This is a genomic window from Stenotrophomonas sp. CASM101 (genome assembly GCF_049384845.1).
Taxonomy (GTDB): domain Bacteria; phylum Pseudomonadota; class Gammaproteobacteria; order Xanthomonadales; family Xanthomonadaceae; genus Stenotrophomonas; species Stenotrophomonas hibiscicola.
Genome location: NZ_JBMRFR010000019.1, coordinates 1 through 20,273 on the forward strand (window position 1 = coordinate 1; position 20,273 = coordinate 20,273).

Annotated in this window: 16 protein-coding genes and 5 tRNA genes; 16 read left to right on the plus strand and 5 right to left on the minus strand. The window is 66.8% G+C overall.

The annotated features are described in order from the left end of the window. Positions 1 to 173 precede the first annotated feature (173 nt). The 4 genes from ppk2 to hemA all read right to left on the minus strand — a co-directional run bounded on the left by ppk2 (position 174) and on the right by hemA (position 5,084). Positions 174 to 956 carry a polyphosphate kinase 2 gene (ppk2, locus tag VG543_RS18465; protein WP_111099048.1) on the minus strand — a complete coding sequence of 261 codons (783 nt, stop codon included), beginning with the start codon at positions 954 to 956 and terminating at the stop codon, positions 174 to 176. Between the two features lie 75 nt (positions 957 to 1,031). Continuing rightward, positions 1,032 to 2,735, minus strand: a complete 1,704-nt coding sequence (locus tag VG543_RS18470; RefSeq protein WP_423177781.1) for a tetratricopeptide repeat protein — start codon at positions 2,733 to 2,735, stop codon at positions 1,032 to 1,034. A 5-nt stretch (positions 2,736 to 2,740) separates the two neighbouring features. Next, complete coding sequence (gene prfA / locus VG543_RS18475; protein WP_019661162.1) at positions 2,741 to 3,823, minus strand: peptide chain release factor 1; 1,083 nt, start codon at positions 3,821 to 3,823, stop codon at positions 2,741 to 2,743. Next, positions 3,801 to 5,084, minus strand: coding sequence for a glutamyl-tRNA reductase (hemA, locus tag VG543_RS18480; RefSeq protein WP_021202249.1), 1,284 nt, complete (start codon positions 5,082 to 5,084; stop codon positions 3,801 to 3,803). Before hemA ends, prfA begins: the two co-directional genes overlap by 23 nt. A 63-nt stretch (positions 5,085 to 5,147) precedes the next feature. Here hemA and VG543_RS18485 point away from each other — a divergent pair, with 63 nt between their 5' ends. The 8 genes from VG543_RS18485 to ychF all read left to right on the plus strand — a co-directional run bounded on the left by VG543_RS18485 (position 5,148) and on the right by ychF (position 12,253). Beyond that, positions 5,148 to 6,833, plus strand: coding sequence for a tetratricopeptide repeat protein (locus VG543_RS18485; RefSeq protein WP_423177779.1), 1,686 nt, complete (start codon positions 5,148 to 5,150; stop codon positions 6,831 to 6,833). After that, positions 6,830 to 7,489, plus strand: a complete 660-nt coding sequence (gene lolB, locus VG543_RS18490) for a lipoprotein insertase outer membrane protein LolB (protein ID WP_019661165.1) — start codon at positions 6,830 to 6,832, stop codon at positions 7,487 to 7,489. The genes VG543_RS18485 and lolB overlap by 4 nt, the downstream gene beginning before the upstream one ends. Then, entirely contained in the window at positions 7,486 to 8,355 is an 870-nt protein-coding gene (ispE, locus tag VG543_RS18495) for a 4-(cytidine 5'-diphospho)-2-C-methyl-D-erythritol kinase (RefSeq protein ID WP_021202247.1), read from the plus strand. The genes lolB and ispE overlap by 4 nt, the downstream gene beginning before the upstream one ends. Positions 8,356 to 8,366: 11 nt before the next feature. Beyond that, a tRNA-Gln gene (locus VG543_RS18500) sits at positions 8,367 to 8,443 on the plus strand. A 140-nt stretch (positions 8,444 to 8,583) separates the two neighbouring features. Further along, on the plus strand, positions 8,584 to 9,543 hold the full coding sequence (locus tag VG543_RS18505) for a ribose-phosphate diphosphokinase (protein WP_005415400.1): 960 nt from the start codon (positions 8,584 to 8,586) through the stop codon (positions 9,541 to 9,543). 109 nt (positions 9,544 to 9,652) lie between these two features. Continuing rightward, complete coding sequence (locus VG543_RS18510) at positions 9,653 to 10,270, plus strand: 50S ribosomal protein L25/general stress protein Ctc (protein WP_005415401.1); 618 nt, start codon at positions 9,653 to 9,655, stop codon at positions 10,268 to 10,270. Positions 10,271 to 10,318: 48 nt separating this feature from the next. After that, positions 10,319 to 10,897 (plus strand): aminoacyl-tRNA hydrolase, encoded by a 579-nt coding sequence (gene pth, locus VG543_RS18515; RefSeq protein ID WP_423177776.1) that lies wholly within the window; start codon positions 10,319 to 10,321, stop codon positions 10,895 to 10,897. A gap of 264 nt (positions 10,898 to 11,161) precedes the next feature. Continuing rightward, positions 11,162 to 12,253, plus strand: a complete 1,092-nt coding sequence (ychF, locus tag VG543_RS18520; RefSeq protein WP_057502606.1) for a redox-regulated ATPase YchF — start codon at positions 11,162 to 11,164, stop codon at positions 12,251 to 12,253. Between the two features lie 614 nt (positions 12,254 to 12,867). Here the strand turns inward: ychF and VG543_RS18525 are convergent. After that, on the minus strand, positions 12,868 to 15,606 hold the full coding sequence (locus VG543_RS18525; protein WP_111105025.1) for a TonB-dependent receptor plug domain-containing protein: 2,739 nt from the start codon (positions 15,604 to 15,606) through the stop codon (positions 12,868 to 12,870). Between the two features lie 170 nt (positions 15,607 to 15,776). Here VG543_RS18525 and VG543_RS18530 point away from each other — a divergent pair, with 170 nt between their 5' ends. The 8 genes from VG543_RS18530 to secE all read left to right on the plus strand — a co-directional run bounded on the left by VG543_RS18530 (position 15,777) and on the right by secE (position 20,271). Further along, positions 15,777 to 16,796: a Type 1 glutamine amidotransferase-like domain-containing protein gene (locus tag VG543_RS18530; RefSeq protein WP_164143860.1), complete on the plus strand. Its 1,020-nt coding sequence runs from the start codon at positions 15,777 to 15,779 to the stop codon at positions 16,794 to 16,796. Positions 16,797 to 16,934: 138 nt separating this feature from the next. Beyond that, positions 16,935 to 17,951, plus strand: a complete 1,017-nt coding sequence (locus tag VG543_RS18535) for an isoaspartyl peptidase/L-asparaginase family protein (RefSeq protein WP_021204466.1) — start codon at positions 16,935 to 16,937, stop codon at positions 17,949 to 17,951. A 137-nt stretch (positions 17,952 to 18,088) separates the two neighbouring features. Further along, positions 18,089 to 18,174, plus strand: a tRNA-Tyr gene (locus VG543_RS18540). A gap of 24 nt (positions 18,175 to 18,198) precedes the next feature. After that, positions 18,199 to 18,272 (plus strand) — tRNA-Gly (locus VG543_RS18545). Between the two features lie 49 nt (positions 18,273 to 18,321). Further along, positions 18,322 to 18,397 (plus strand) — tRNA-Thr (locus VG543_RS18550). Positions 18,398 to 18,438: 41 nt separating this feature from the next. Continuing rightward, positions 18,439 to 19,629 carry an elongation factor Tu gene (gene tuf, locus VG543_RS18555; protein ID WP_423177773.1) on the plus strand — a complete coding sequence of 397 codons (1,191 nt, stop codon included), beginning with the start codon at positions 18,439 to 18,441 and terminating at the stop codon, positions 19,627 to 19,629. A 103-nt stretch (positions 19,630 to 19,732) separates the two neighbouring features. Further along, a tRNA-Trp gene (locus VG543_RS18560) sits at positions 19,733 to 19,808 on the plus strand. A gap of 49 nt (positions 19,809 to 19,857) precedes the next feature. After that, positions 19,858 to 20,271, plus strand: coding sequence for a preprotein translocase subunit SecE (gene secE / locus VG543_RS18565; protein ID WP_005408202.1), 414 nt, complete (start codon positions 19,858 to 19,860; stop codon positions 20,269 to 20,271). The last annotated feature ends 2 nt before the right edge of the window (positions 20,272 to 20,273 follow it).

Here is a 20,273-nt window from a genome sequence, read left to right on the forward strand (position 1 = left end):
GTGTCGGAGTGCGGGGTGTCAGCCGCATGGATGCGGCTGCCAAGCCTACAAGGACGTACTTGCGGCGTCCCCGCACTCCGACACCGCCCCGCCATTCCACGGAAATCCCGCTCTGGCTGTTGCTGTTGCCGTTGCTTGAGCAGGTGCAGGGCCGCAGGCCCTGCCGACCCACCCTAATCCTCGACCGGGAAGTTCTCGATCGGCTTCAGCACATCGTAGTGCTCGCGATGCAGCTTGCCCTTCAGCTTCGGCAGCTCCGGCAACGGCGCATCCACGCGCGTGTCCGGCAACCGGTCCAGCAGGTTGCGCACCAGCGTCAGCCGGCCCAGCCGCTGGTCGTTGAAATCCACCAGCGTCCACGGCGCCGCCTCGCGATGCGTCGCGCGCAGCATCGCCTCGCGGGCTTCGGTATAGGCGCTGTACTTGCTGCGCGATTTCAGGTCCACCGGGGACAGCTTCCAGCCCTTCAGCGGATCGAGGTGGCGCTCGGCGAAGCGCTTCTCCTGCTGCTCCTGGTCCACGCACAGCCAGTACTTGAACAGCAGGATGCCGTCGTCCACCAGCAGCTGTTCGAACACCGGCGCCTGGCGCAGGAACTGCTGGTACTCGGTCTCGCTGCAGTAGCCCATCACCCGTTCGACGCCTGCGCGGTTGTACCAGCTGCGGTCCATCAGCACGATCTCGCCGGCGGCGGGCAAGTGCGAGGCGTAGCGCTGGAAGTACCACTGCGTGGCTTCGCGGTCGGTGGGCTTGGGCAGTGCCACCACGCGGCACTGGCGCGGGTTGAGGTGCTGGCTGATGGCCTGGATCGCGCCGCCCTTGCCCGCCGTGTCGCGCCCTTCAAACAGCACCAGCAGGCGTTGCCCGCTGTGCTGCACCCAGCGCGCCATGGCGGTCAGTTCCAGCTGCAAAGGCAGCAGCAGTTCGTCGTAGTCCTTGCGCTTGAGCTTGGCCATCGTCACACCCGCGGGGAGGAAGCCCGAGCGTAGCGCAGGGGCTGCCCAAGCGATGTCGACGCTACCTGGTCGCGCTTACCCTGCTGCGCCCGTCCAGCCGTTCTCACGTGCCAGCTGCTGCACCAACGCTGACAGATCGCGGGCAAACCCGCCCATGTCGAACAGCCCGCTGCGCTCGCGCGCCTGTGCCAGTTCAGCGCGCAACGCGGCCAGCGCCGCCGGGTCATTGCCCAGCGCGCTGGCAGTGGTGATGAACGCCGCATCGTCGGCGACATTCATCCGCGCCAGCCCCAGATGGTGGTTGAGGCTGCCGGCCACGCGCGCGGCGAACGTGTCGCCGGGGCAGGTCAGCACCGGGCAGCCGGCCCACAGCGCGTCGGACGCGGTGGTGTGGGCGCTGTACGGATGCGTGTCGAGGAACAGGTCGGCCAGCTGATAGCGGGCCAGATACTGCGGATGCGGCAGTTTGGCCATGAACACCAGCCGCGTTGGGTCCAGGCCAGCGGCCTGTGCGGCGCTGCGCAGGCGGGCGTCGGCATGGCCGGGGCCGGACAGCAGCCACAGCACGCTGCCGGGCACCGCCTGCAGCACTGCGAAGGCGCGGCCCATGCTGCGCGGGTTGAGCTTGTAGCTGTTGTTGAAGCAGCAGAACACGACGCCGTTTCCGGGCAACCCGCACTCGGCGCGGGACGGTGCCGGCTCCAGCATGCGGGTGTTGTCCGAGGGCTGGAAGGCACGCGGCAGGCGCAGCACCCGTTCGCTGTAGTGCGGCTCCAGTGAAACTGGCAAAACGAAGCTGTCGCCGATCACGGCATCCATCCACGGCGCCCCGGACGTGCCGGGGTAAGCCAGCCAGTTCAACTGCAGCGGGGCAGGGCGCATCGCCAGTACCTCCGGCGTGCCGCCGCCGCCCCATCCGCGCAGGTCGAACAGCAGGTCGATGCCCTGTGCGCGGATGCGTGCGGCGGTATCGGCATGTCGCAGGCCAGCCACATCATGCAGCTGTGCCGCTGCCTGCAGCCGCTGGCGGATGCGGCTGCCGTCATCACGATTCAACGCGAACAGATGCAGTTGCACTGCCGGGTCATGACGCAACTGCTCGAACAAGGCCACGGTCAGCAGCCCGGTGGGATGGGCGCCAAAGCCATTGGACAGGAAGCCGACCCGCAAGGGGCCGCGCCCGCGCACCTTCGTGGCGGGAAGGGGACGCACTCCCGAAGCAATCACCGCAGCGCGCGCGCGCGCGCAGGCCAGCTGTTCGGCTGCGGTGGCATCCTCGCTGAGGAACGCGAACGGTTCGACCACACCTTGGCCGCTGGCCAGTGCGCCACGCACTTGTGTGGCCAGTGCGTCCACGTCCTGCCAGTCGCACAGGCGGCGCTGCCAGGCCAGGCGCTGGGCGGCGATATAGGGTTCGCCCGGCATCAGCGCATGCGCGCGGCGATAGGCCGTCGCCGCCCCTTCGGCATCATCGGCATCTTCCAGCGCATGGCCCAGCCACAACGCGATGCCCGGGTGCTGCGGGGCCAGTGCCGAAGCCTGGCCCAGCAGCTTCGCTGCATCGCCATGTGCGCCGGCCATCCAGGCCACGCGGCCCAGCCGCGCCAGCGCTTCGGGGTGGTTGGGGCGCAGTTGCAGTGCGCGTCGTGCGGCCTGCTCGCCGGCAGCGATGTCGCCGGCTTCCAGTTCCAGGTCGGCCAGCATCACCCAGGCCACGAAGTCGCCGGGCTGGCGCGCGATCGCCTGCTGCAGGTGCTGTCGCTGCTGCCAGGCCGTCATCGTGATCAGTCCGCCGACAACTGCGCCAGGGCGTCGACCTGGTGTTCGTGGCTGAGTCGCTGCAGCAGCGGGTCGAGGTCGCCGGCCAGGATGTTGGGCAGGTCGTACAGGGTCAGGCCTTCCACGCGGTGGTCGGTGATCCGGCCCTGCGGGAAGTTGTAGGTGCGGATGCGCTGGCTGCGGTCGCCGCTGCCGACCTGCAGGCGCCGCGATTCGGCCTGCGCCGCGTCCTGGCGCTGGCGTTCGGCATCGAGCAGCTGCGCCTTCAGGCGCTTCATCGCCTTGTCGCGATTGGCGTGCTGGCTGCGTTCGGTCTGGCATTCCACCACTACGCCGGTCGGCAGGTGGGTGATGCGGATCGCCGACTCGGTCTTGTTGACGTGCTGGCCACCGGCGCCGGACGAGCGGAACGTATCCACCTTCAGGTCGGCGGGGTTGATGACGATGTCATCGACTTCGTCGGCCTCCGGAATGATTGCCACGGTGGCCGCCGAGGTGTGGATGCGGCCCTGCGATTCGGTGGCCGGCACGCGCTGCACGCGGTGCGTGCCCGATTCGAACTTCAGGCGCGAGAACGCTCCCCGGCCGACCACGCGTGCCACCACCTCCTTGTAGCCGCCGTGCTCGCCCGGGCTGTCCGATTCGATCTCGACCTTCCAGCCCTGGCGCTCGGCATAGCGGGCGTACATGCGGAACAGGTCGCCAGCGAAGATCGCGGCTTCGTCGCCGCCAGTGCCGGCGCGCACTTCCAGGAACAGGTTGCCTTCGTCGCGCGGGTCGCGTGGCACCAGCAGCAATGCGAGCTCCTGCTCCAGCGCCTGCAGGCGCGCCTGCGCGGCGGCGATCTCCTCGTCGGCCAGCTCGCGCAGATCGGGATCGGCGCGCATGCCTTCGGCGGCGGCCAGGTCGGCCTTGGCACGGGCTTCATCGGCCAGTGCAGTGGCAACCGGTTCAAGTTGGGCGAATTCGCGCGAAAGGTCGCGGAAACGGGTGTTGTCGGCGACCACATCGGGTTCGGCGAGCAGGCGTTCCAGTTCTTCGCGGCGCTCGGCCAGCGCTTCCAGCTTACGGCGCAGGGTCGGCGTCATCGGGTCTCACGGGTGGGTGGCGGTAACCCGGCGTGGCCGGGAACAGGCGCTCGGCGGCGCGGGTCAGGTCGGCATCGCCACTCAGCGCGGCGGCGCGCAGTGCGGCGGTCGGCGGGTGCAGCAGGCGGTTGGTCAGGCCGTGGGCCAGCAGTTCCAGCACTTCGTCGGCGGGCTTGCCGTTGGCCAGCTGCTGGCGCGCGCGCTCCAGCAGCTCGGCACGGGTGGCTTCGCCGAACGCGCGCAGCTGCCGCAGTGGTGCCTGGTGGGCGCTGGCCTGCTGGGTCTCGATGAAGCGCGATACCTGCAGGTCGATGATCGCCTCGGCCTCGGCAGCGGCCTCGCGGCGGCCACGACGGTTGTCTTCCACCGCGCGTTCCAGGTCATCGACGGTGTAGAGGAAGGCGTCGTTGAGCGTGCCGACCTCGGCTTCGATGTCGCGCGGCACGGCCAGGTCGAACAGCAGCATCGGCTTGTGCCGGCGTGCACGCAGGGCCTTGGCCACCATCTCGCGATGGATCACCGGCTCGCGCGCGGCGGTGGCCGAGAACACCACGTCGGCCTCGCCCAGGTGGCGGTCCAGTTCGGTCAGCGGCAGGGCCACGCCGCCATGGCGGCTGGCCAGTTCCTGCGCGTGGGCCAGGGTGCGGTTGGCGATCAGCAGCCGCCGCACCTTGCCTTCACTCAGGTGCCGTGCAGCCAGTTCGATGGTCTCGCCGGCACCGACCAGCAGCACGGTGGAATCGTCCAGACGGGCGAACGCGTTCTGTGCCAGGCGCACGGCCGCCGAGGCCACCGACACCGGGTTGGTGCCGATCTGGGTATCGGTCCGCGCACGCTTGGCCACCGAGAAGGTCTGCTGGAACAGGCGGTCCAGGCGCTGGCCGAGCAGGCCATGGTCGCGCGCGGTCGACCAGGCGTCCTTCACCTGGCCGAGGATCTGCGGTTCGCCCAGGACCATCGAGTCCAGCCCGGTGGCGACCCGGAACAGGTGGCGCACAGCTTCGGCATCGGCATGCTGGTACAGATAGCCCTGCAGGTCACCGGCCTGGCTGCGCAGCCACTGGTCCAGCGCCTGTGCCGACTCGGCCACGGCGTACAGTTCGGTGCGGTTGCAGGTGGACAGCAGCACCGCCTCGGCAATCTGCGGGGTATCGCGCAGCGAACCGAGCGCGCGCGGCAACGCCTCACCGGCGAAGGCCGCGCGTTCGCGCAGCTCCACCGGTGCGGTCTGGTGATTCAGTCCGAGCACCCACAGGGTCATTGTTCAGTTGCTTGCGATAAGCTGCTGGCCATTGGACGACATTTTAAGGCCCCGATGCCGACGATGCCCGCATTGATTCGCATCCCCAGTGTTCTGCTGCTGTCCCTGGCCTGCAGCCAGGCCCTGGCGGCGGTGCCGGCCAAGGCCCCTGTAAGGGCCCCGGCCACTGAGGAACTGGCGCTGGAACCGGTGATGGCCGGTGAGTTCGCGCTGCAGGCCGGCAAGCTGGCCGAGGCGGCGCGCTGGTACCTGCAGGCGGCCCAGCAGACTGACGGCGACGCCGGCCTGGCCGAGCGCGCGACCCGCATTTCCATGCTCGCCAACGATGACGCCAGCGCCGCCAAGGGCCTGGCGCTGTGGCAGCAGCGCGCCCCGCGCTCGTTGACCATGCGCAGCGCCGCCGGTGCGCTGGCCATGCGCCAGGGCGATGTGAAGGCTGCCCGCACCGAGCTGCAGGCGCTGCTGGCCGACCCCGACGAGCGCGGCTGGAGGTTCGCTCTGGCCGCGCTGATCGGCGGTGGCCGCGACCCGGCAGTGCCGGCGCAGGTGCTCGGCGAGCTGGTCGATGCCAATGCGATTCCGCCGAAGATCGAGGCCTGGCAGGAGTTCGGTCGCCTGGCCCTGCGCATGGAAAAGCCCGAGCTGGCGCGGCGGATGATCGATGAGGTGGTCAAGCGCTTCCCGGAAGAGCCACGTGTGGCACTGCTGCGCGCCAGCCAGTTGCAACAAGCGGGCGAGACCGACAAGGCGCTGTCGCTGCTGCACGATGTGGAGCCGAAGACGCGCCAGGACCCGGAACTGCGCAATGCGGTGGCCATCGCCTACGACAGCCTGGGGCAGCCTGCTGCGGCCGAGCGCGTGCTGGCGTTCGGCCCGCAGGACGTGCAGACCTGGGGCATGCGCGCCTCGCTGCTGGCCAAGCAGGGCGACAAGGCAGCGCTGTCCAATCTCTACAACGAACTGTCGCGGCAGGCGGCCAAGCCGGACCCGGCGCAGCGCCTGCTGCTGGGCAAGATCGCCGAGTACCTGAAGCGCTATCCGGAGGCGGTGCAGTGGTACCACAGCGTGCCCGGCGGCGATGAGCTGAGCGAAGCACGCCTGCGTGCGGCCAACGCCCAGGCCCTGGCCGGGCGCCTGCCGCAGGCCCTGGATGAAGTGCACGCGATCCAGTCCGATGCGGTGGTCGATGACGATGTGCGTCGCGACGCCTATCTGCTGGAGGCTGAACTGCGCCAGCGTGGCGATGACAGTGCCGGCGAACTGGATGCATTGGCCCGCGGCCTGGCCGCCTACCCCGATGACAACGGCCTGCTGTACGCCCGTGCACTCGCCTGGGAGCGCCGCGACGATATCCCGCGCGCCGAGGCCGACCTGCGCAAGATCCTGGTGACCGACCCGGAAAACGTGCCGGCCCTGAATGCCTTGGGCTACACCCTGGCCGACCGTACCGGCCGCCTGCAGGAAGCGCTGGAGCTGATCGACCGCGCCCGCGTGGCCGAACCGGACAACGCCGCCATCGTCGACAGCTATGGCTGGGTGCTGTATCGCCTGGGTCGCAAGGAAGAAGCACTGGTGCAGCTGCGCCGGGCCTGGACCCTGGCCAAGGACCCGGAGATCGCTTCCCACGTTGGCGAAGTGCTCTGGGTGCTGGGCAAGCATGACGAGGCCCGCCACTTCTTCGAAGAAGCGGCCAAGCTCGATCCTGAAAACCGCGCGCTGCTGCGCGCCCGCGAGAAATTCAATCCATGAGTGTTTCCCTGATCCGGCCGCTGCTGTTGGCGGCCGTGACCCTGGCGGTGACCGCCTGTACCAGCGTGGGCACGCAGAAGACCCCGGCGCCGGCGGTGGTCGAGGTTGTTTCAGCCGAAGCGGCGCAGGCCGAGGCGGCGCGCGTGGCCGCGCTGCAGGCACAGCCGGACTGGGCTTTCCAGGGCCGGGTCGCGGTCAGCAAGGGCAAGGACGGCGGCAGCGGACGCATCGACTGGAAGCAGGAAGGACGCCGCTATGTGGTCGAGCTGAGCGCGCCGGTGACCCGGCAGAGCTGGAAGCTGGCCGGCGATACCCATTCCGAAGCCGGCCGCCTGGAAGGACTGGCCGGCGGGCCGCGTGACGGCGAGGACGCCCAGCAGCTGCTGCTGGAAGCGACCGGCTGGGACATACCGGTCAACCAGCTGCCGCAGTGGATCCGTGGCCTGGTGGCCGGCGATGCTGCCGGTCCGGAGAAGGTCGAGCGGGACGCTGACGGCCGGCCGCGTCGCATGCAGCAGATGGGCTGGCAGGTGCAGTATCTGGACTGGTACCCGGCCGAGGCCGGACGCCCGGCGCTGCCGCGCCGGATCGAGGCCAGCAATGGCGACGCCAAGGTGCGCCTGCTGGTGGACCAGTGGGGGCAGGGCGCCCCATGAGTGCCGGGCACGATGACGCGGGCTGGTCCTGGTGGCCGGCCCCGGCCAAGCTGAACCTGTTCCTGCACATCACCGGCCGCCGCGCCGACGGCTACCACGAGCTGCAGACCGTGTTCCGCCTGCTGGACTGGGGCGATCGCATTGGCCTGCGCCTGCGTGAAGACGGCCAGGTGCGCCGTGAGGGCGAGGGCCTGGCCGGCGTGGCCGAGGCTGATGACCTGGCGGTGCGTGCCGCGCGCCTGCTCCAGGAAGCGGCAAAGGTCGAGCAAGGTGCAGACATCATCGTCGAAAAGCACGTTCCCGCCGGGGGTGGGTTTGGTGGGGGGTCGTCCGACGCGGCCACGGCGCTGGTGGTGCTGAACCGGCTGTGGCGGGCGGGTCTGGATGAAGAGGCTTTGGCGGCGCTGGGCCTGCGCCTGGGCGCAGATGTGCCGGTATTCGTGCGCGGGCGCAACGCCTGGGCCGAAGGCGTGGGCGAGCGCCTGCAGCCGATCACCCTGGCCCCGGCCTGGTACGTGCTGGTCGAACCGGGCGTTCATGTTCCTACGCCAGCACTGTTTGCAGACCCGGATTTGACGCGCGACAGCCCAGTGGCGAAAATAGAGGACTTCGCTTCCGGGACCCTGGTCGGGAACGCGTTCGAACCGGTGCTGCGCCGCCGTGAGCCTGCCGTCGAGGCAGCGTTCGCCGCGTTGAGCGACATCGGCACGGCGCGGCTGACCGGTTCGGGAAGTGGTTGTTTCGTCGAGTTCGCATCGCAGTCTGCCGCAGAGCAGGGACGGTCGAAGTTGCCGAAGGAGTTGCGGGCAAGGGTGGCAGCGGGCGTAGCGCGTTCGCCACTGCTGGATGCACTCGAGCAACACTGATTTATCACTGCAGGGGCGTCGCCAAGAGGCCCAAGGCACCAGGTTTTGATCCTGGCATTCGTAGGTTCGAATCCTACCGCCCCTGCCAATAGCGGCTGTGTCCGCGCCTTCCAGCGCATCGCCCGCGCGGGACGTGGAAACAACCGCGGTGTTGTCAGCAGCAAGGGTCCATCGGGGTCCTTGCCGACTCCGGATCCCCGCCACTCGTCCCCGCCCGAGACAATCATGATGCAAGAGTCCCCGAACCTGCTGGTCTTTTCCGGCAACGCCAACAAACGTCTGGCGCAGAACATCTGCAAGGAACTGGGGGTTCGCCCGGGCAAGGCGCTGGTCTCGCACTTCTCCGATGGCGAAGTGCAGGTGGAGATCGAAGAGAACGTCCGCAAGCAGGACGTGTTCGTGATCCAGCCGACCTGCGCGCCGAGCGCGGAAAACCTGATGGAGCTGCTGGTGCTGATCGACGCGCTCAAGCGCGCATCGGTGGCCAGTGTCACCGCCGTGGTGCCGTATTTCGGCTACTCGCGCCAGGATCGCCGCATGCGCTCCTCGCGCGTGCCGATCACCGCCAAGCTTGCGGCCAAGATGTTCAGCACCGCGGGCGCTGATCGCGTGCTGACCGTCGACCTGCACGCCGACCAGATCCAGGGCTTCTTCGATATTCCGGTGGACAACGTGTATGCGTCCCCGCTGCTGCTGGCCGACATCTGGCGCGCCTACGGCACCGAGAACCTGATCGTTGTGTCGCCGGACGTGGGCGGCGTGGTCCGTGCCCGTGCGGTGGCCAAGCGCCTGGATGACGCCGACCTGGCGATCATCGACAAGCGCCGCCCGCGCGCCAACGTCTCCACCGTGATGAACATCATCGGTGACGTCGAAGGCAAGACCTGCGTGATGGTCGATGACATCGTCGACACCGCCGGCACCCTGTGCGCCGCTGCTGCTGCCCTGAAGGCGCGCGGTGCGCTCAAGGTCGCCGCCTACTGCACCCACGCGGTGCTGTCGGGCCCGGCGGTGGACAACATCACCAATTCCCAGCTCGACGAGCTGGTGGTGACCGACACCATCCCGCTGAAGGACGCGGCGCGGGTGTGCAGCAAGATCCGCCAGCTGAGCGTGGCGGAAATGCTGGCTGAAACGATGCGCCGCATCGCCTTCGGTGAGTCGGTCAGCTCGCTGTACGTCGACTGAGTTTTCGCCCCTGCCGGCAACGGCGGGGGCATACCCCGGGTGCTTCTGGTCGCGGAAGCATCTTCAACCGCCACGCCGCAGGGCGCGGCAACAACCTGAGTAGTCGAAAATGTCGAAGACCCATGAAATCAAGGTCACCAAGCGTGAACTGCAGCGTAAGGGTGCGAGCCGCCGCCTGCGTCACGCCGGTGTGATCCCGGCCATCGTGTACGGCGGCAACGCCGAGCCGGTCGCCATCAGCCTGGACCACAACGAAATCTGGCTGGCCCAGCAGAACGAGTGGTTCTATGCCTCGATCCTGGACCTGAACCTGGATGGCCAGGTGCAGAAGGTCCTGCTGCGTGACATGCAGCGCCACCCGTACAAGCAGCTGATCATGCACCTGGACTTCCAGCGCGTGAACGAGAACGAAGCCCTGACCGCTTCGGTCCCGCTGCACTTCGTCAACGAAGACACCTCGCCGGCCGGCAAGGCTGCCGACGTCGTGGTCACCCACGAACTGAAGGAAGTGACCATCACCTGCCTGCCGAAGGACCTGCCGGAGTCGATCGAAGTCGACCTGGGCGAGCTGAAGGCCGGTGACGTGGTGTACCTGTCCGACATCAAGCTGCCGAAGGGCGTGGAAATCCCGGCCCTGGCGCTGGGCAAGGACCACGACGACGCCATCGTCACCGCCAAGGCCGGCAAGGCCGACGCGGCCGACGAAGAAGCGGCTGCCGCCGAGTAATACCGCTACGGTGCCTGCCTGCGGGCAGGCACCGTACTGGAAGGAACCATGGCAGGACTGCGACTGATCGTCGGTCTGGGCAACCCCGGATCGGAACACGCCCGGACCCGGCACAATGCCGGGTTTCATTTCGTTGAGGCCCTGGCGGAGAAAGCCGGTGCGCGATGGAATGTGGACAGCAAGCTGTTCGGTGAGACCACCAAGGTCGAGATCGCCGGGCAGACGGTGTGGCTCCTCAAGCCCGCCACCTTCATGAACCTCAGCGGCAAGTCGGTCACCGCCGCGCAGCGGTTCTGGAAGATCGAGCCGGAGGAAACCCTGCTGGCCCACGACGAACTGGACCTGCCGCCCGGCGCGGCACGGCTGAAGTTCGACGGTGGCCACGGCGGTCAGAACGGCCTGCGCGACACCATCCGCCTGCTCGGCCATGGCAAGTTCCATCGCCTGCGCGTGGGCATTGGCCACCCCGGCCACAAGGACCGCGTGGTGGGTTGGGTGCTCGGCCGCCCGTCGAAGGACGATGACGTGCTGATCGCGCGCGCCATCGACGATGCGATCGACGTGCTGCCGCTGGCGGTGCAGGGCGATTTCAACGAAGCGATGAAGCGCCTGCACACCCCGAAATAACCGGTAGGTACCGACCGTTGGCCGGTACGGAGTCAACCAGACCGGTAGGTACCGACCGTTGGTCGGTACGGAGTCAACCAGGCCGGTAGGTACCGACCGTTGGTCGGTACGGAGTCAACCAGGCCGGTAGGTACCGACCGTTGGTCGGTACGGAGTCAACCAGGTCGGTAGGTACCGACCGTTGGTCGGTACGGAGAATGATTGGAAAAGCAGCGCCCACGTCGCTGTTTCCCCAATCACTTTCACCCCAGAGAGCTGTCACCCATGGGTATCAAATGCGGCATCGTCGGCCTGCCCAACGTCGGCAAGTCGACCCTGTTCAATGCGCTGACCAAGGCGGGCATCGCCGCAGCGAACTTCCCGTTCTGCACCATCGAGCCGAACGTCGGCATCGTGCCGGTGCCGGACCCGCGCCTGAACGAGCTGGCGGGCATCATCAACCCGCAGAAGGTCATCCCGACCGCGGTCGAGTTCGTCGACATCGCCGGCCTGGTCGCCGGTGCCGCCAGCGGTGAAGGCCTGGGCAACAAGTTCCTGGCGCACATCCGCGAAGTCGATGCCATCACCCACGTGGTGCGCTGCTTCGAGCACGGTGACATCGTGCACGTGGCCGGCAAGGTCGACCCGATCTCGGACATCGAAACCATCGATACCGAGCTGGCGCTGGCCGACCTGGACAGCGTCGAGAAGGCGCTGAACCGTGCCGAGCGTGCAGCCAAGGGCGGCGACAAGGACGCAGCGGCGCGCAAGCCGGTGCTGGCCAAGCTGCAGGCGGCACTGTCCGACGGCAAGGCTGGTCGTTCGGTCGGCCTGGATGATGAAGAAAAGGCGCTGGTACGCGACCTGTTCCTGCTGACCCTGAAGCCGGTGATGTACATCGCCAACGTGCTGGAAGACGGTTTCGAGAACAACCCGCACCTGGAAGCTGTGCGCGCGCATGCTGCCGCAGAAGGCGCGCAGGTGGTGCCGGTGTCGGCCGCGATCGAGGAAGAGCTGTCACAGCTCGACGATGAAGACCGCGATACCTTCCTGGCCGACCTGGGCCTGAGCGAGCCGGGCCTGAACCGCGTGATCAACGCGGCCTACAGCCTGCTGGGCCTGCAGACCTACTTCACCGCAGGCGTGAAGGAAGTCCGTGCGTGGACGGTGCGCAAGGGTGCCACCGCCCCGCAGGCTGCCGCGGTCATCCACACAGACTTCGAGAAGGGCTTCATCCGCGCCGAAACCATCGCGTATGACGACTTCATCAAGTACAAGGGCGAAGCCGGCGCCAAGGAAGCCGGTCGCCTGCGCCTGGAAGGCAAGGAATACCGCGTGCAGGAAGGCGACATCCTGCACTTCCGCTTCAACGTCTGATCCAGCGGCATCGGATCGACCCCGGACGCCCCGCCTCGTGCGGGGCGTTCGCGTTTCTGAATATGGATAAAAAATCACCACGCTGCGAAACGCTTGCGGCGTGATGTTCGCCGGCACTTGTCCACAGCAAACTCCCATCGCTTTCCACGCCGCATGTGGAAAACCGGCGAAGCCGATGTAGAGCCGAGCCCACGCTCGGCTCCGGCTGGCATCAGCCGAGCATGGGCTCGGCTCTACAAGGGGCTCGCCCGCGCGACCTGGACAGATTTTCACCACGCTTCGAAACGCCTGCGCTGCAATGCTCGCACCCACTTGTCCACACCAAGTTCCCATCGCTTTCCACGCGTGGTGTGGAAAACAACGGGAGGCGTGGATAAAAAATAACCACGCCCGGAAATGCCTGCATCGCAACGCTCGAACCCACTTGTCCACATCAAGTTCCCATCACTCTCCACGCATTGTGTGGAAAACCCCGGTGGCCCGCTCTGATAGCCGCCCACCTTGGTGGGCGCGCGGCGAGACAGTGCCCGCCAAGGTGGGCATCTACCAGAGCGCAAATGACAAGGCCCGCCAATGGCGGGCCTTGTCGTCCACGTCCTGCAAGGCGGCGCGCCTTACAGCGCGGTGCCGCCAAACTTGTGGGTGTACTGCAGGTTGATGGTGCGGCCGACGCTGTCGAACCAGGACACGTCGTAGTACGGGTACGCGGTATACGTGGTGTCCTTCGGCGGCATCTTGTTGAACACATTGACCACCGACAGCGACAGGCGCGAGTGGTCGTCGAAGCGGTACTGCACCGAGGCGTTGTAGCGGTAGGTCGCCTTCACGTACGGGCTGTCGCCGCTGTCCCAGTCGAACGACTGGTCGTAGCTGTCCGAAGTTGGCAGCTTGCCCAGGCGCGAGCCATAGACCGTCGCCGACCACGCGTCCTTCTCCCAGGTCACGCTCAGGCTGGTCTTGGTACGCGGGATGTCGAATCCGCTGTTGACCGCGAACTGGTCCAGGGTCGGGTCACCGGGGTAGCGCTGGAAATCGTGCTTCTTCACCCAGGTGTGGGTGCCGTTGAGGATGAAATCGCCGATGCCGGTCTGCATGCGGTAGCGCAGGCCGACGTCGATACCGGAGGTCGATTCGCGGGCGACGTTGATCGGAGCGACGCGCACGCCGTATAGGCGGCCATCACCGGTGCGGGTGATGCGGTCGAGCGCGTCCACGCAGGTCGGCGAGTTGATGTCGGCAGTACCCAGGCGGCAGTTGGCTTCGTTGGCCAGGAGCGTGCGAACGTCCATGTCCTGCACCTGCTTGCGCATGTCGATGTCAAACCAGTCCACGGACAGGTCCAGGCCGATCGCCGGCGACCAGACGAAGCCTGCACTCCACGAGGTGCTGGTTTCCGGGTCGAGCTGGCGGTTGCCGGTGCGGCTGCGGATCAGGTTGCGCTCGTAGTCGGAACAGTCGCTAGCGCCATCGGCGCGGCAGCTGTACAGGTCTTCGGCGGTGGTCTCGTCGTTGCCCGGTCCGGCGAACACGTAGTGCAGGTCCGGCGCGCGGAACGCGGTGCCATACGAACCGCGCACCAGCAGCGTGTCGATCGGGCGCCATTCCAGACCGCCGCTCCAGGTCGCCTTGCCGATGGTGTGGCCGGAATAGCGGTACTGGTCGTAGCGGCCGGCCACGCTCAGGTTGACCGTCTCGTGCAGCGGCATGCGCAGCTCGGCGGCGGTCGCCCAGCGGTTGCGCGAGCCCTGGCCGTCCGAATCCTTCCAGCTGTAGTAGTAGTACTGCGTGGCCAGCGGATCGGGATTCAGCGCATAGGCCTGCTGGCCCACTTCCACGGTCGCGGCGAACCCGGCATCACCGCCCGGCAGGCCGAACAGCGCGGAATTGGTCAGCGTGAATGCAGCCGTCTCGGTGCGCGACTTCGGCGAATAGGTAGTGCGTGCGGCAATCGAATCGTACTCGGCGCGGGTCAGCGGCCGGTACAGCCGCGACGGGTCCGCGTTGTAGATCGGGAAACCGTCGTCGTCCACGCCCTGCTGCGGGCCCAGGAACAGGTCATTGGCCTTGGCGGCGATGATCTGCGCCCAGCTGATCCGCGACTGGTACTGCGAATGGCTCAGCGCCGCTTCGTAGTCCCAGTTGCCGGCCAGATTGCCCTTGAAGCCGGTGGTCACGCTGAAGGTCTTCTGCGTGCTGCGTACCATCGCATTGCGCAGGCCCCCCATTTCCTCGGGTGAGAACTGGCGCTGCCAGAACTCGATCTCGCCGGTGGCCTGGTTGTTGAAGTAGCCCGACTCATCGCCATTGGCGTCCATGCGGCCCCACTTGGTGACGTCGCGCATCAGCGACATCGTGTGGTAGCCCAGCTGCACATCGGCGAACCATTGCTGGCCGTTGTCGAAGTCGTAGCTCAGCGAGGCGTAGCCATTGGCGCCGCGGCGCTTGCTGAGGATGGTGCCGTAGCCGATCGAGCTGTCGCTGCCGCAGTAGTAACCGTAGCGCGGGCGGTAGGCGCGGTAGGTGCTGCCCTGGTTCTGCCCGGCCAGCGCTTCGCAGGTGGCCGCGCCCGGATCCAGGTAATCGTCGTTGTAGTCCGTACGCAGGTAAGCGCGGCGGGCGATGCGCGAGCCCTCGGTGGGGCCGTCCTGGGTCGAATCCTGGATGTCGCGCTCATAGGCCCACAGCGGGGTCTGCGACTGCAGCTCGACGCTGTACACGGCGTTGAAGTTGCCGCGGCTGAAGCCGCTGGCCAGGCTCATGTCGAACGACTCGCCACCGCCTTCGCTGGTGGTGCCCATGCGCATGTCGATCGTGGTGCCGTCGGCCTTTTTCTTCAGGATGAAGTTGACCACGCCGGCGATCGCGTCCGAGCCGTAGATGGCCGAGGCACTGCCGGTCAGCACTTCGATGCGCTCGATCATTCCCAGCGGGATGTTGGAGACGTCGGTGAAGTTGCTGCGGCCCTTGAACGGCATCGGGAAGTCGGCGATGCGGCGGCCGTTGACCAGTACCAGCGTGTGGTTCGGGCCGAGGCCACGCAGGTCCACCTGCTGGGCGCCGGGCGAGAAGTCGGCGCCGCTGGAGGACTGCTGGCTCTGCGTCTCACCGCCGTTCTGGGTCATTGCACGCAGCACGTCCGGCACGCTGGTGAAGCCGCTGGAGCGGATCTGTTCGGCGTTGATCACCGTGATCGGGGCGGGGCCTTCCACCTGGGCGCGCGGAATGCGCGAGCCGGTGACCTGCACCGCGTCCAGTTGTTGCACCGAAGAGGAAGCCGGTGCCTGGGCCGCCGCGGAAGCAGCCACGCCCATCAACGCCAGCTGGATCGACCACGCCATCGCCTGTCTACGCATGAGGAATTCTCGGAAATGAAGCCGGCCCGCAGAGGAGGGGCCCTGTCCCCCATTCAGATTTCCGGAACGGGCGCGCGCATTTAACGCCTTTTTCATGTCCTTGACTACTGGGTCCCTATCTGGCAAAGAGTGGAAACGCTTGCAAGTCGATTTTGTTCAGGGAGATCAAGATGCGACGCCTCCATCGGACCGTGCGTGCCCCCTTCGCCTGGCTGGCGCTGCTGGTCTTGGCCGTGCCGTTGGTCGCCCTTGCGCAGGACCTGCAGGGCCCGGGCTTCGCCTACTACGAAGCCGGCGATCTCGACGCGCCCCGGCCCGGTCCGCGCGCACCGGCCATGATGCTGATGGGCGGTGGCGAATGGGTGCCGGAGGCCTTCCACTGGTGGCTGAAGCAGGCTGGCAATGGCCGCGTGCTGATCCTGCGCGCTTCTGGCAGTGATGAGCTGCAGGACCGCCTGTACCGCGAGATCGGCGGTACCACCGCAGTGCAGACGCTGGTCTTCGACAGCCGCCGCGGCGCCGACGATCCGGCCGTGCTGCGCGTGGTTGCCGCCGCCGATGCCATCTTCATTGCCGGTGGTGACCAGTCGCGCTACATCCGCTTCTGGAAGGGCACTGCGCTCAACCGCGCGCTGAACGCCCATGTGCGCGCCGGCAAGCCGATTGCCGGTACCAGCGCTGGGCTCGCCATCCTCGGTGGCTATGCCTACGGCGCGATGGACGGCGGCAGCATCACCTCCGCCGGTGCGCTGGCCGACCCGATGGGCAGTGCGGTGACCATGGACAGTGGCTTCCTGCAGATGCCCTACCTGCAGCGCGTGGTCACCGACACCCACTTCGACAAGCGCGACCGGCTCGGTCGCCTGATCGTGTTCGTGGCGCGCGCCGCCCAGGACAGTGGCGACCCCGGCATCGTCGGCATCGGCGTCGACGAGGACACCGCTCTGTGCGTGGAGCCTGATGGCCAGGCGCAGGTCTACAGTGCTGACGGCGAGGGCAAGGTCTGGGTGGTCAGCCCCGGCCGCGATGCCGACCGCCTGGTCGAAGGTGAGCCGCTGCGCTTCCACGCGGTGCCGGTAACGGTGGTCGCCAGCGGCAGCCGCATGCGCCTGGATGACTTCCAGGCCGAGGCCGACTACCAGGCCGTGGCCGACGTCAGCGATGGCGAGATCGAAGTCATCCGCCAGTGACCCGGCGATCCTGTGGCCACGCATGGGATGCTGTAGAGCCGAGCCCGCGCTCGGCTGCTCTTCAATCGAGGCATCAGCCGAGCATGGGCTCGGCTCTACGATGATGCCTCCCTTGCCCACCTGCTGGAGACGTACCCGATGAAACTGCGCCTGGCGCTGTCTATGCTGCTGTCCCTGCCCATGCTTGCCCAGGCCGCACCGGCCGCTTCACCGCTGCTGGTCATCCACGGCGGCGCCGGCGTCGAGCGCAAGGACCTGTCGCCGGCCGAGGAAAAGGCCGCACGTGACGCGCTGCGGGCAGCACTGCTGAAGGGTCATGCGGAACTGGTGGCCGGTCGCCCTGCGCTCGCAGCGGTCACTGCGGCGATCACCGTGCTGGAGGACGATCCCACCTTCAACGCCGGCAAGGGCGCAGTGTTCACCCACGACGGCCGCAACGAGCTGGATGCGGCGGTCATGGATGGCGCGAACCAGGCGGCGGGCGCGGTGGCGGGCGTGCAACGGGTGCGCAACCCGATCCTGCTGGCGCAGACTGTGATGCAGAAATCCCGCCACGTGATGATGGTCGGGCAGGGCGCCGAAGCCTTCGCGGCCGAGCAGGGCATTCCTCTGGTCGATCCCTCCTACTTCCGTACAGAGAAGCGTTGGCAACAGCTGCAGCGCGCCCTCAAGGAAGAGGCCAGTGGCCAGGCACATGCCGACCTGGAGACTGCAAAGCACTTCGGTACCGTTGGTGCGGTCGCATTGGACGCGCAGGGGCATCTGGCCGCCGGCACCTCCACCGGGGGCATGACCAACAAGCGCTACGGCCGGGTCGGTGACTCGCCGATCATCGGTGCCGGCACCTGGGCCGACGCACGCTGCGCGGTGTCCGGCACCGGGTGGGGCGAGTACTACATCCGCACTGCGGCCGCGCACGAGATCTGTGCGCGCATGCGCTACCAGGGGCAGAGCCCGGAGCAGGCCGGCAAGGGCGTGATCAACGAGACGATTCCGCAGATGGGCGGCGACGGCGGTGCGATCGTGCTCGGCGCAGACGGAAAAATGGCCACGCCGTTCAACACCCAGGGCATGTATCGGGGCTGGATCGGCGGCGACGGCGTCCCTCATGTCGCAATTTTCGCCAACGAGACCCTGCCGGTTCCCGGGCAATAACCTTGCGTATCAATGGGTTTGCGACAGCGTGTGAAAAAAATGGAAAAAAGCGTTGACAGCCCCCCGTCCCATCAGCAGAATAAGCGGCTCACCACCACACACCGCAACGCTTCGGCGGCAACGGGTTGGGGTGGTAAGGAGGGATACCCAAGCGGCCAACGGGGGCAGACTGTAAATCTGCTGGCTTACGCCTTCGGTGGTTCGAATCCACCTCCCTCCACCAGTTTCACGTTGTGACATTCCCGGCGCGGGAGTAGTTCAATGGTAGAACCTCAGCCTTCCAAGCTGATGGTGCGGGTTCGATTCCCGTCTCCCGCTCCATTGAATGAACTTTGAATATTATCGAGTTCATGTCATAATGCAAAACTCGGCTCACGTAGCTCAGTCGGTAGAGCACTTCCTTGGTAAGGAAGAGGTCGAAGGTTCGATTCCTTTCGTGAGCACCATCTCAAGCATCACCTCTCAGACGAATTCGAGATAAGCAGCCATGGCCAAGGGTAAGTTCGAGCGCACCAAGCCGCACGTCAATGTCGGCACCATCGGTCACGTCGACCACGGCAAGACCACGCTGACCGCCGCACTGACCAAGATCGGTGCCGAGCGCTTCGGTGGCGAGTTCAAGGACTACTCCTCGATCGACGCCGCTCCGGAAGAAAAGGCACGTGGCATCACGATCTCGACCGCGCACGTCGAATACGAATCCCCGACCCGTCACTACGCCCACGTTGACTGCCCGGGCCACGCTGACTACGTCAAGAACATGATCACCGGTGCCGCCCAGATGGACGGCGCGATCCTGGTGTGCTCGGCCGCTGACGGCCCGATGCCGCAGACCCGCGAGCACATCCTGCTGTCGCGCCAGGTCGGCGTGCCGTACATCGTCGTGTTCCTGAACAAGGCCGACATGGTTGACGACGCCGAGCTGCTCGAGCTGGTCGAGATGGAAGTGCGTGAGCTGCTGAGCAAGTACGACTTCCCGGGCGATGACACCCCGATCATCGCCGGTTCGGCCCGCCTGGCGCTGGAAGGCGACCAGAGCGACATCGGCGTGCCGGCTATCCTGAAGCTGGTCGATGCCCTGGACAGCTGGATTCCGGAGCCGGAGCGTGCGATCGACAAGCCGTTCCTGATGCCGGTGGAAGACGTGTTCTCGATCTCGGGCCGCGGCACCGTGGTGACCGGCCGTATCGAGCGCGGCGTGATCAAGGTCGGCGACGAAATCGAAATCGTCGGCATCCGTCCGGTGCAGAAGACCACCGTGACCGGCGTTGAAATGTTCCGCAAGCTGCTGGACCAGGGTCAGGCAGGCGACAACGCTGGCCTGCTGCTGCGCGGCACCAAGCGTGACGACGTCGAGCGTGGCCAGGTGCTGGCCAAGCCGGGCACGATCAAGCCGCACACCAAGTTCGAGGGTGAAGTCTACGTCCTGTCGAAGGACGAAGGCGGCCGTCACACCCCGTTCTTCAACGGCTACCGTCCGCAGTTCTACTTCCGCACCACCGACATCACCGGCGCAGCTGCACTGCCGGAAGGCGTCGAAATGGTGATGCCGGGTGACAACGTCAAGATGGTCGTCACCCTGATCAACCCGGTGGCGATGGACGAAGGCCTGCGCTTCGCCATCCGCGAAGGCGGCCGCACCGTCGGCGCCGGCGTGGTCTCGAAGATCATCGAGTAAGCCTGCAGTACCGGTGGTTGCATAGCGCCGCCGGTTACGCGAATGGCGGGCCGGGAACCTCGGTCCGCCTTCGCCGTCTAAGGGAAGGCAAGTTTCAACACGTACGCCAGTAGCTCAATTGGCAGAGCAGCGGTCTCCAAAACCGCAGGTTGGGGGTTCGAGTCCCTCCTGGCGTGCCATCTGCCCACCTTATCCAGCGGCCTGGGCCGCTAAAGCAGACACAGCCGGATGAACAGCAAGATCGAACACTCCAAGGACAACTCCGCCAATGGCGGGGATATCGTCAAGTACGTCGCCGCATCGCTGCTGGTGCTGGCCGGTCTGTTCGTCTGGTTCTGGTTCTCCGCCGATTCCGGTCGCGCCACCCAGCTGGGTGCGTGGGCGGGTCAGCTGCGTGCGTTGGCGGTTGTGGTCGGTCTGGTTGGCGGTATCGGCGTGTTCATGCTGACCGGCAAGGGGCGCGACACCCGCGAATTCCTCTCCGAGTCGCGCTTCGAACTGCGCAAGGTGGTCTGGCCGACGCGCCAGGAAGCCATCCGCATGACCTGGGTCGTGATGGTGGTGGTGACCATTCTCAGTCTGTTGCTGGGTGGGTTCGATTACGTCATTCAGTGGCTGGTTCAGTTGTTCCTGAGCCGCTAAGG

Excerpts from the sequence above, each read along its gene's own strand:
- prfA (WP_019661162.1), bottom strand. The coding sequence starts at position 3,823 with ATGACGCCGACCCTGCGCCGTAAGCTGGAAGCGCTGGCCGAGCGCCGC.
- VG543_RS18525 (WP_111105025.1), bottom strand. The coding sequence starts at position 15,606 with ATGCGTAGACAGGCGATGGCGTGGTCGATCCAGCTGGCGTTGATGGGC.
- pth (WP_423177776.1), top strand. The coding sequence starts at position 10,319 with ATGGCAGGACTGCGACTGATCGTCGGTCTGGGCAACCCCGGATCGGAA.
- VG543_RS18530 (WP_164143860.1), top strand. The coding sequence starts at position 15,777 with ATGCGACGCCTCCATCGGACCGTGCGTGCCCCCTTCGCCTGGCTGGCG.
- VG543_RS18535 (WP_021204466.1), top strand. The coding sequence starts at position 16,935 with ATGAAACTGCGCCTGGCGCTGTCTATGCTGCTGTCCCTGCCCATGCTT.
- ychF (WP_057502606.1), top strand. The coding sequence starts at position 11,162 with ATGGGTATCAAATGCGGCATCGTCGGCCTGCCCAACGTCGGCAAGTCG.
- lolB (WP_019661165.1), top strand. The coding sequence starts at position 6,830 with ATGAGTGTTTCCCTGATCCGGCCGCTGCTGTTGGCGGCCGTGACCCTG.
- VG543_RS18505 (WP_005415400.1), top strand. The coding sequence starts at position 8,584 with ATGCAAGAGTCCCCGAACCTGCTGGTCTTTTCCGGCAACGCCAACAAA.
- hemA (WP_021202249.1), bottom strand. The coding sequence starts at position 5,084 with ATGACCCTGTGGGTGCTCGGACTGAATCACCAGACCGCACCGGTGGAG.
- ppk2 (WP_111099048.1), bottom strand. The coding sequence starts at position 956 with ATGGCCAAGCTCAAGCGCAAGGACTACGACGAACTGCTGCTGCCTTTG.
- secE (WP_005408202.1), top strand. The coding sequence starts at position 19,858 with ATGAACAGCAAGATCGAACACTCCAAGGACAACTCCGCCAATGGCGGG.
- ispE (WP_021202247.1), top strand. The coding sequence starts at position 7,486 with ATGAGTGCCGGGCACGATGACGCGGGCTGGTCCTGGTGGCCGGCCCCG.
- VG543_RS18510 (WP_005415401.1), top strand. The coding sequence starts at position 9,653 with ATGTCGAAGACCCATGAAATCAAGGTCACCAAGCGTGAACTGCAGCGT.
- tuf (WP_423177773.1), top strand. The coding sequence starts at position 18,439 with ATGGCCAAGGGTAAGTTCGAGCGCACCAAGCCGCACGTCAATGTCGGC.
- VG543_RS18485 (WP_423177779.1), top strand. The coding sequence starts at position 5,148 with ATGCCCGCATTGATTCGCATCCCCAGTGTTCTGCTGCTGTCCCTGGCC.
- VG543_RS18470 (WP_423177781.1), bottom strand. The coding sequence starts at position 2,735 with ATGACGGCCTGGCAGCAGCGACAGCACCTGCAGCAGGCGATCGCGCGC.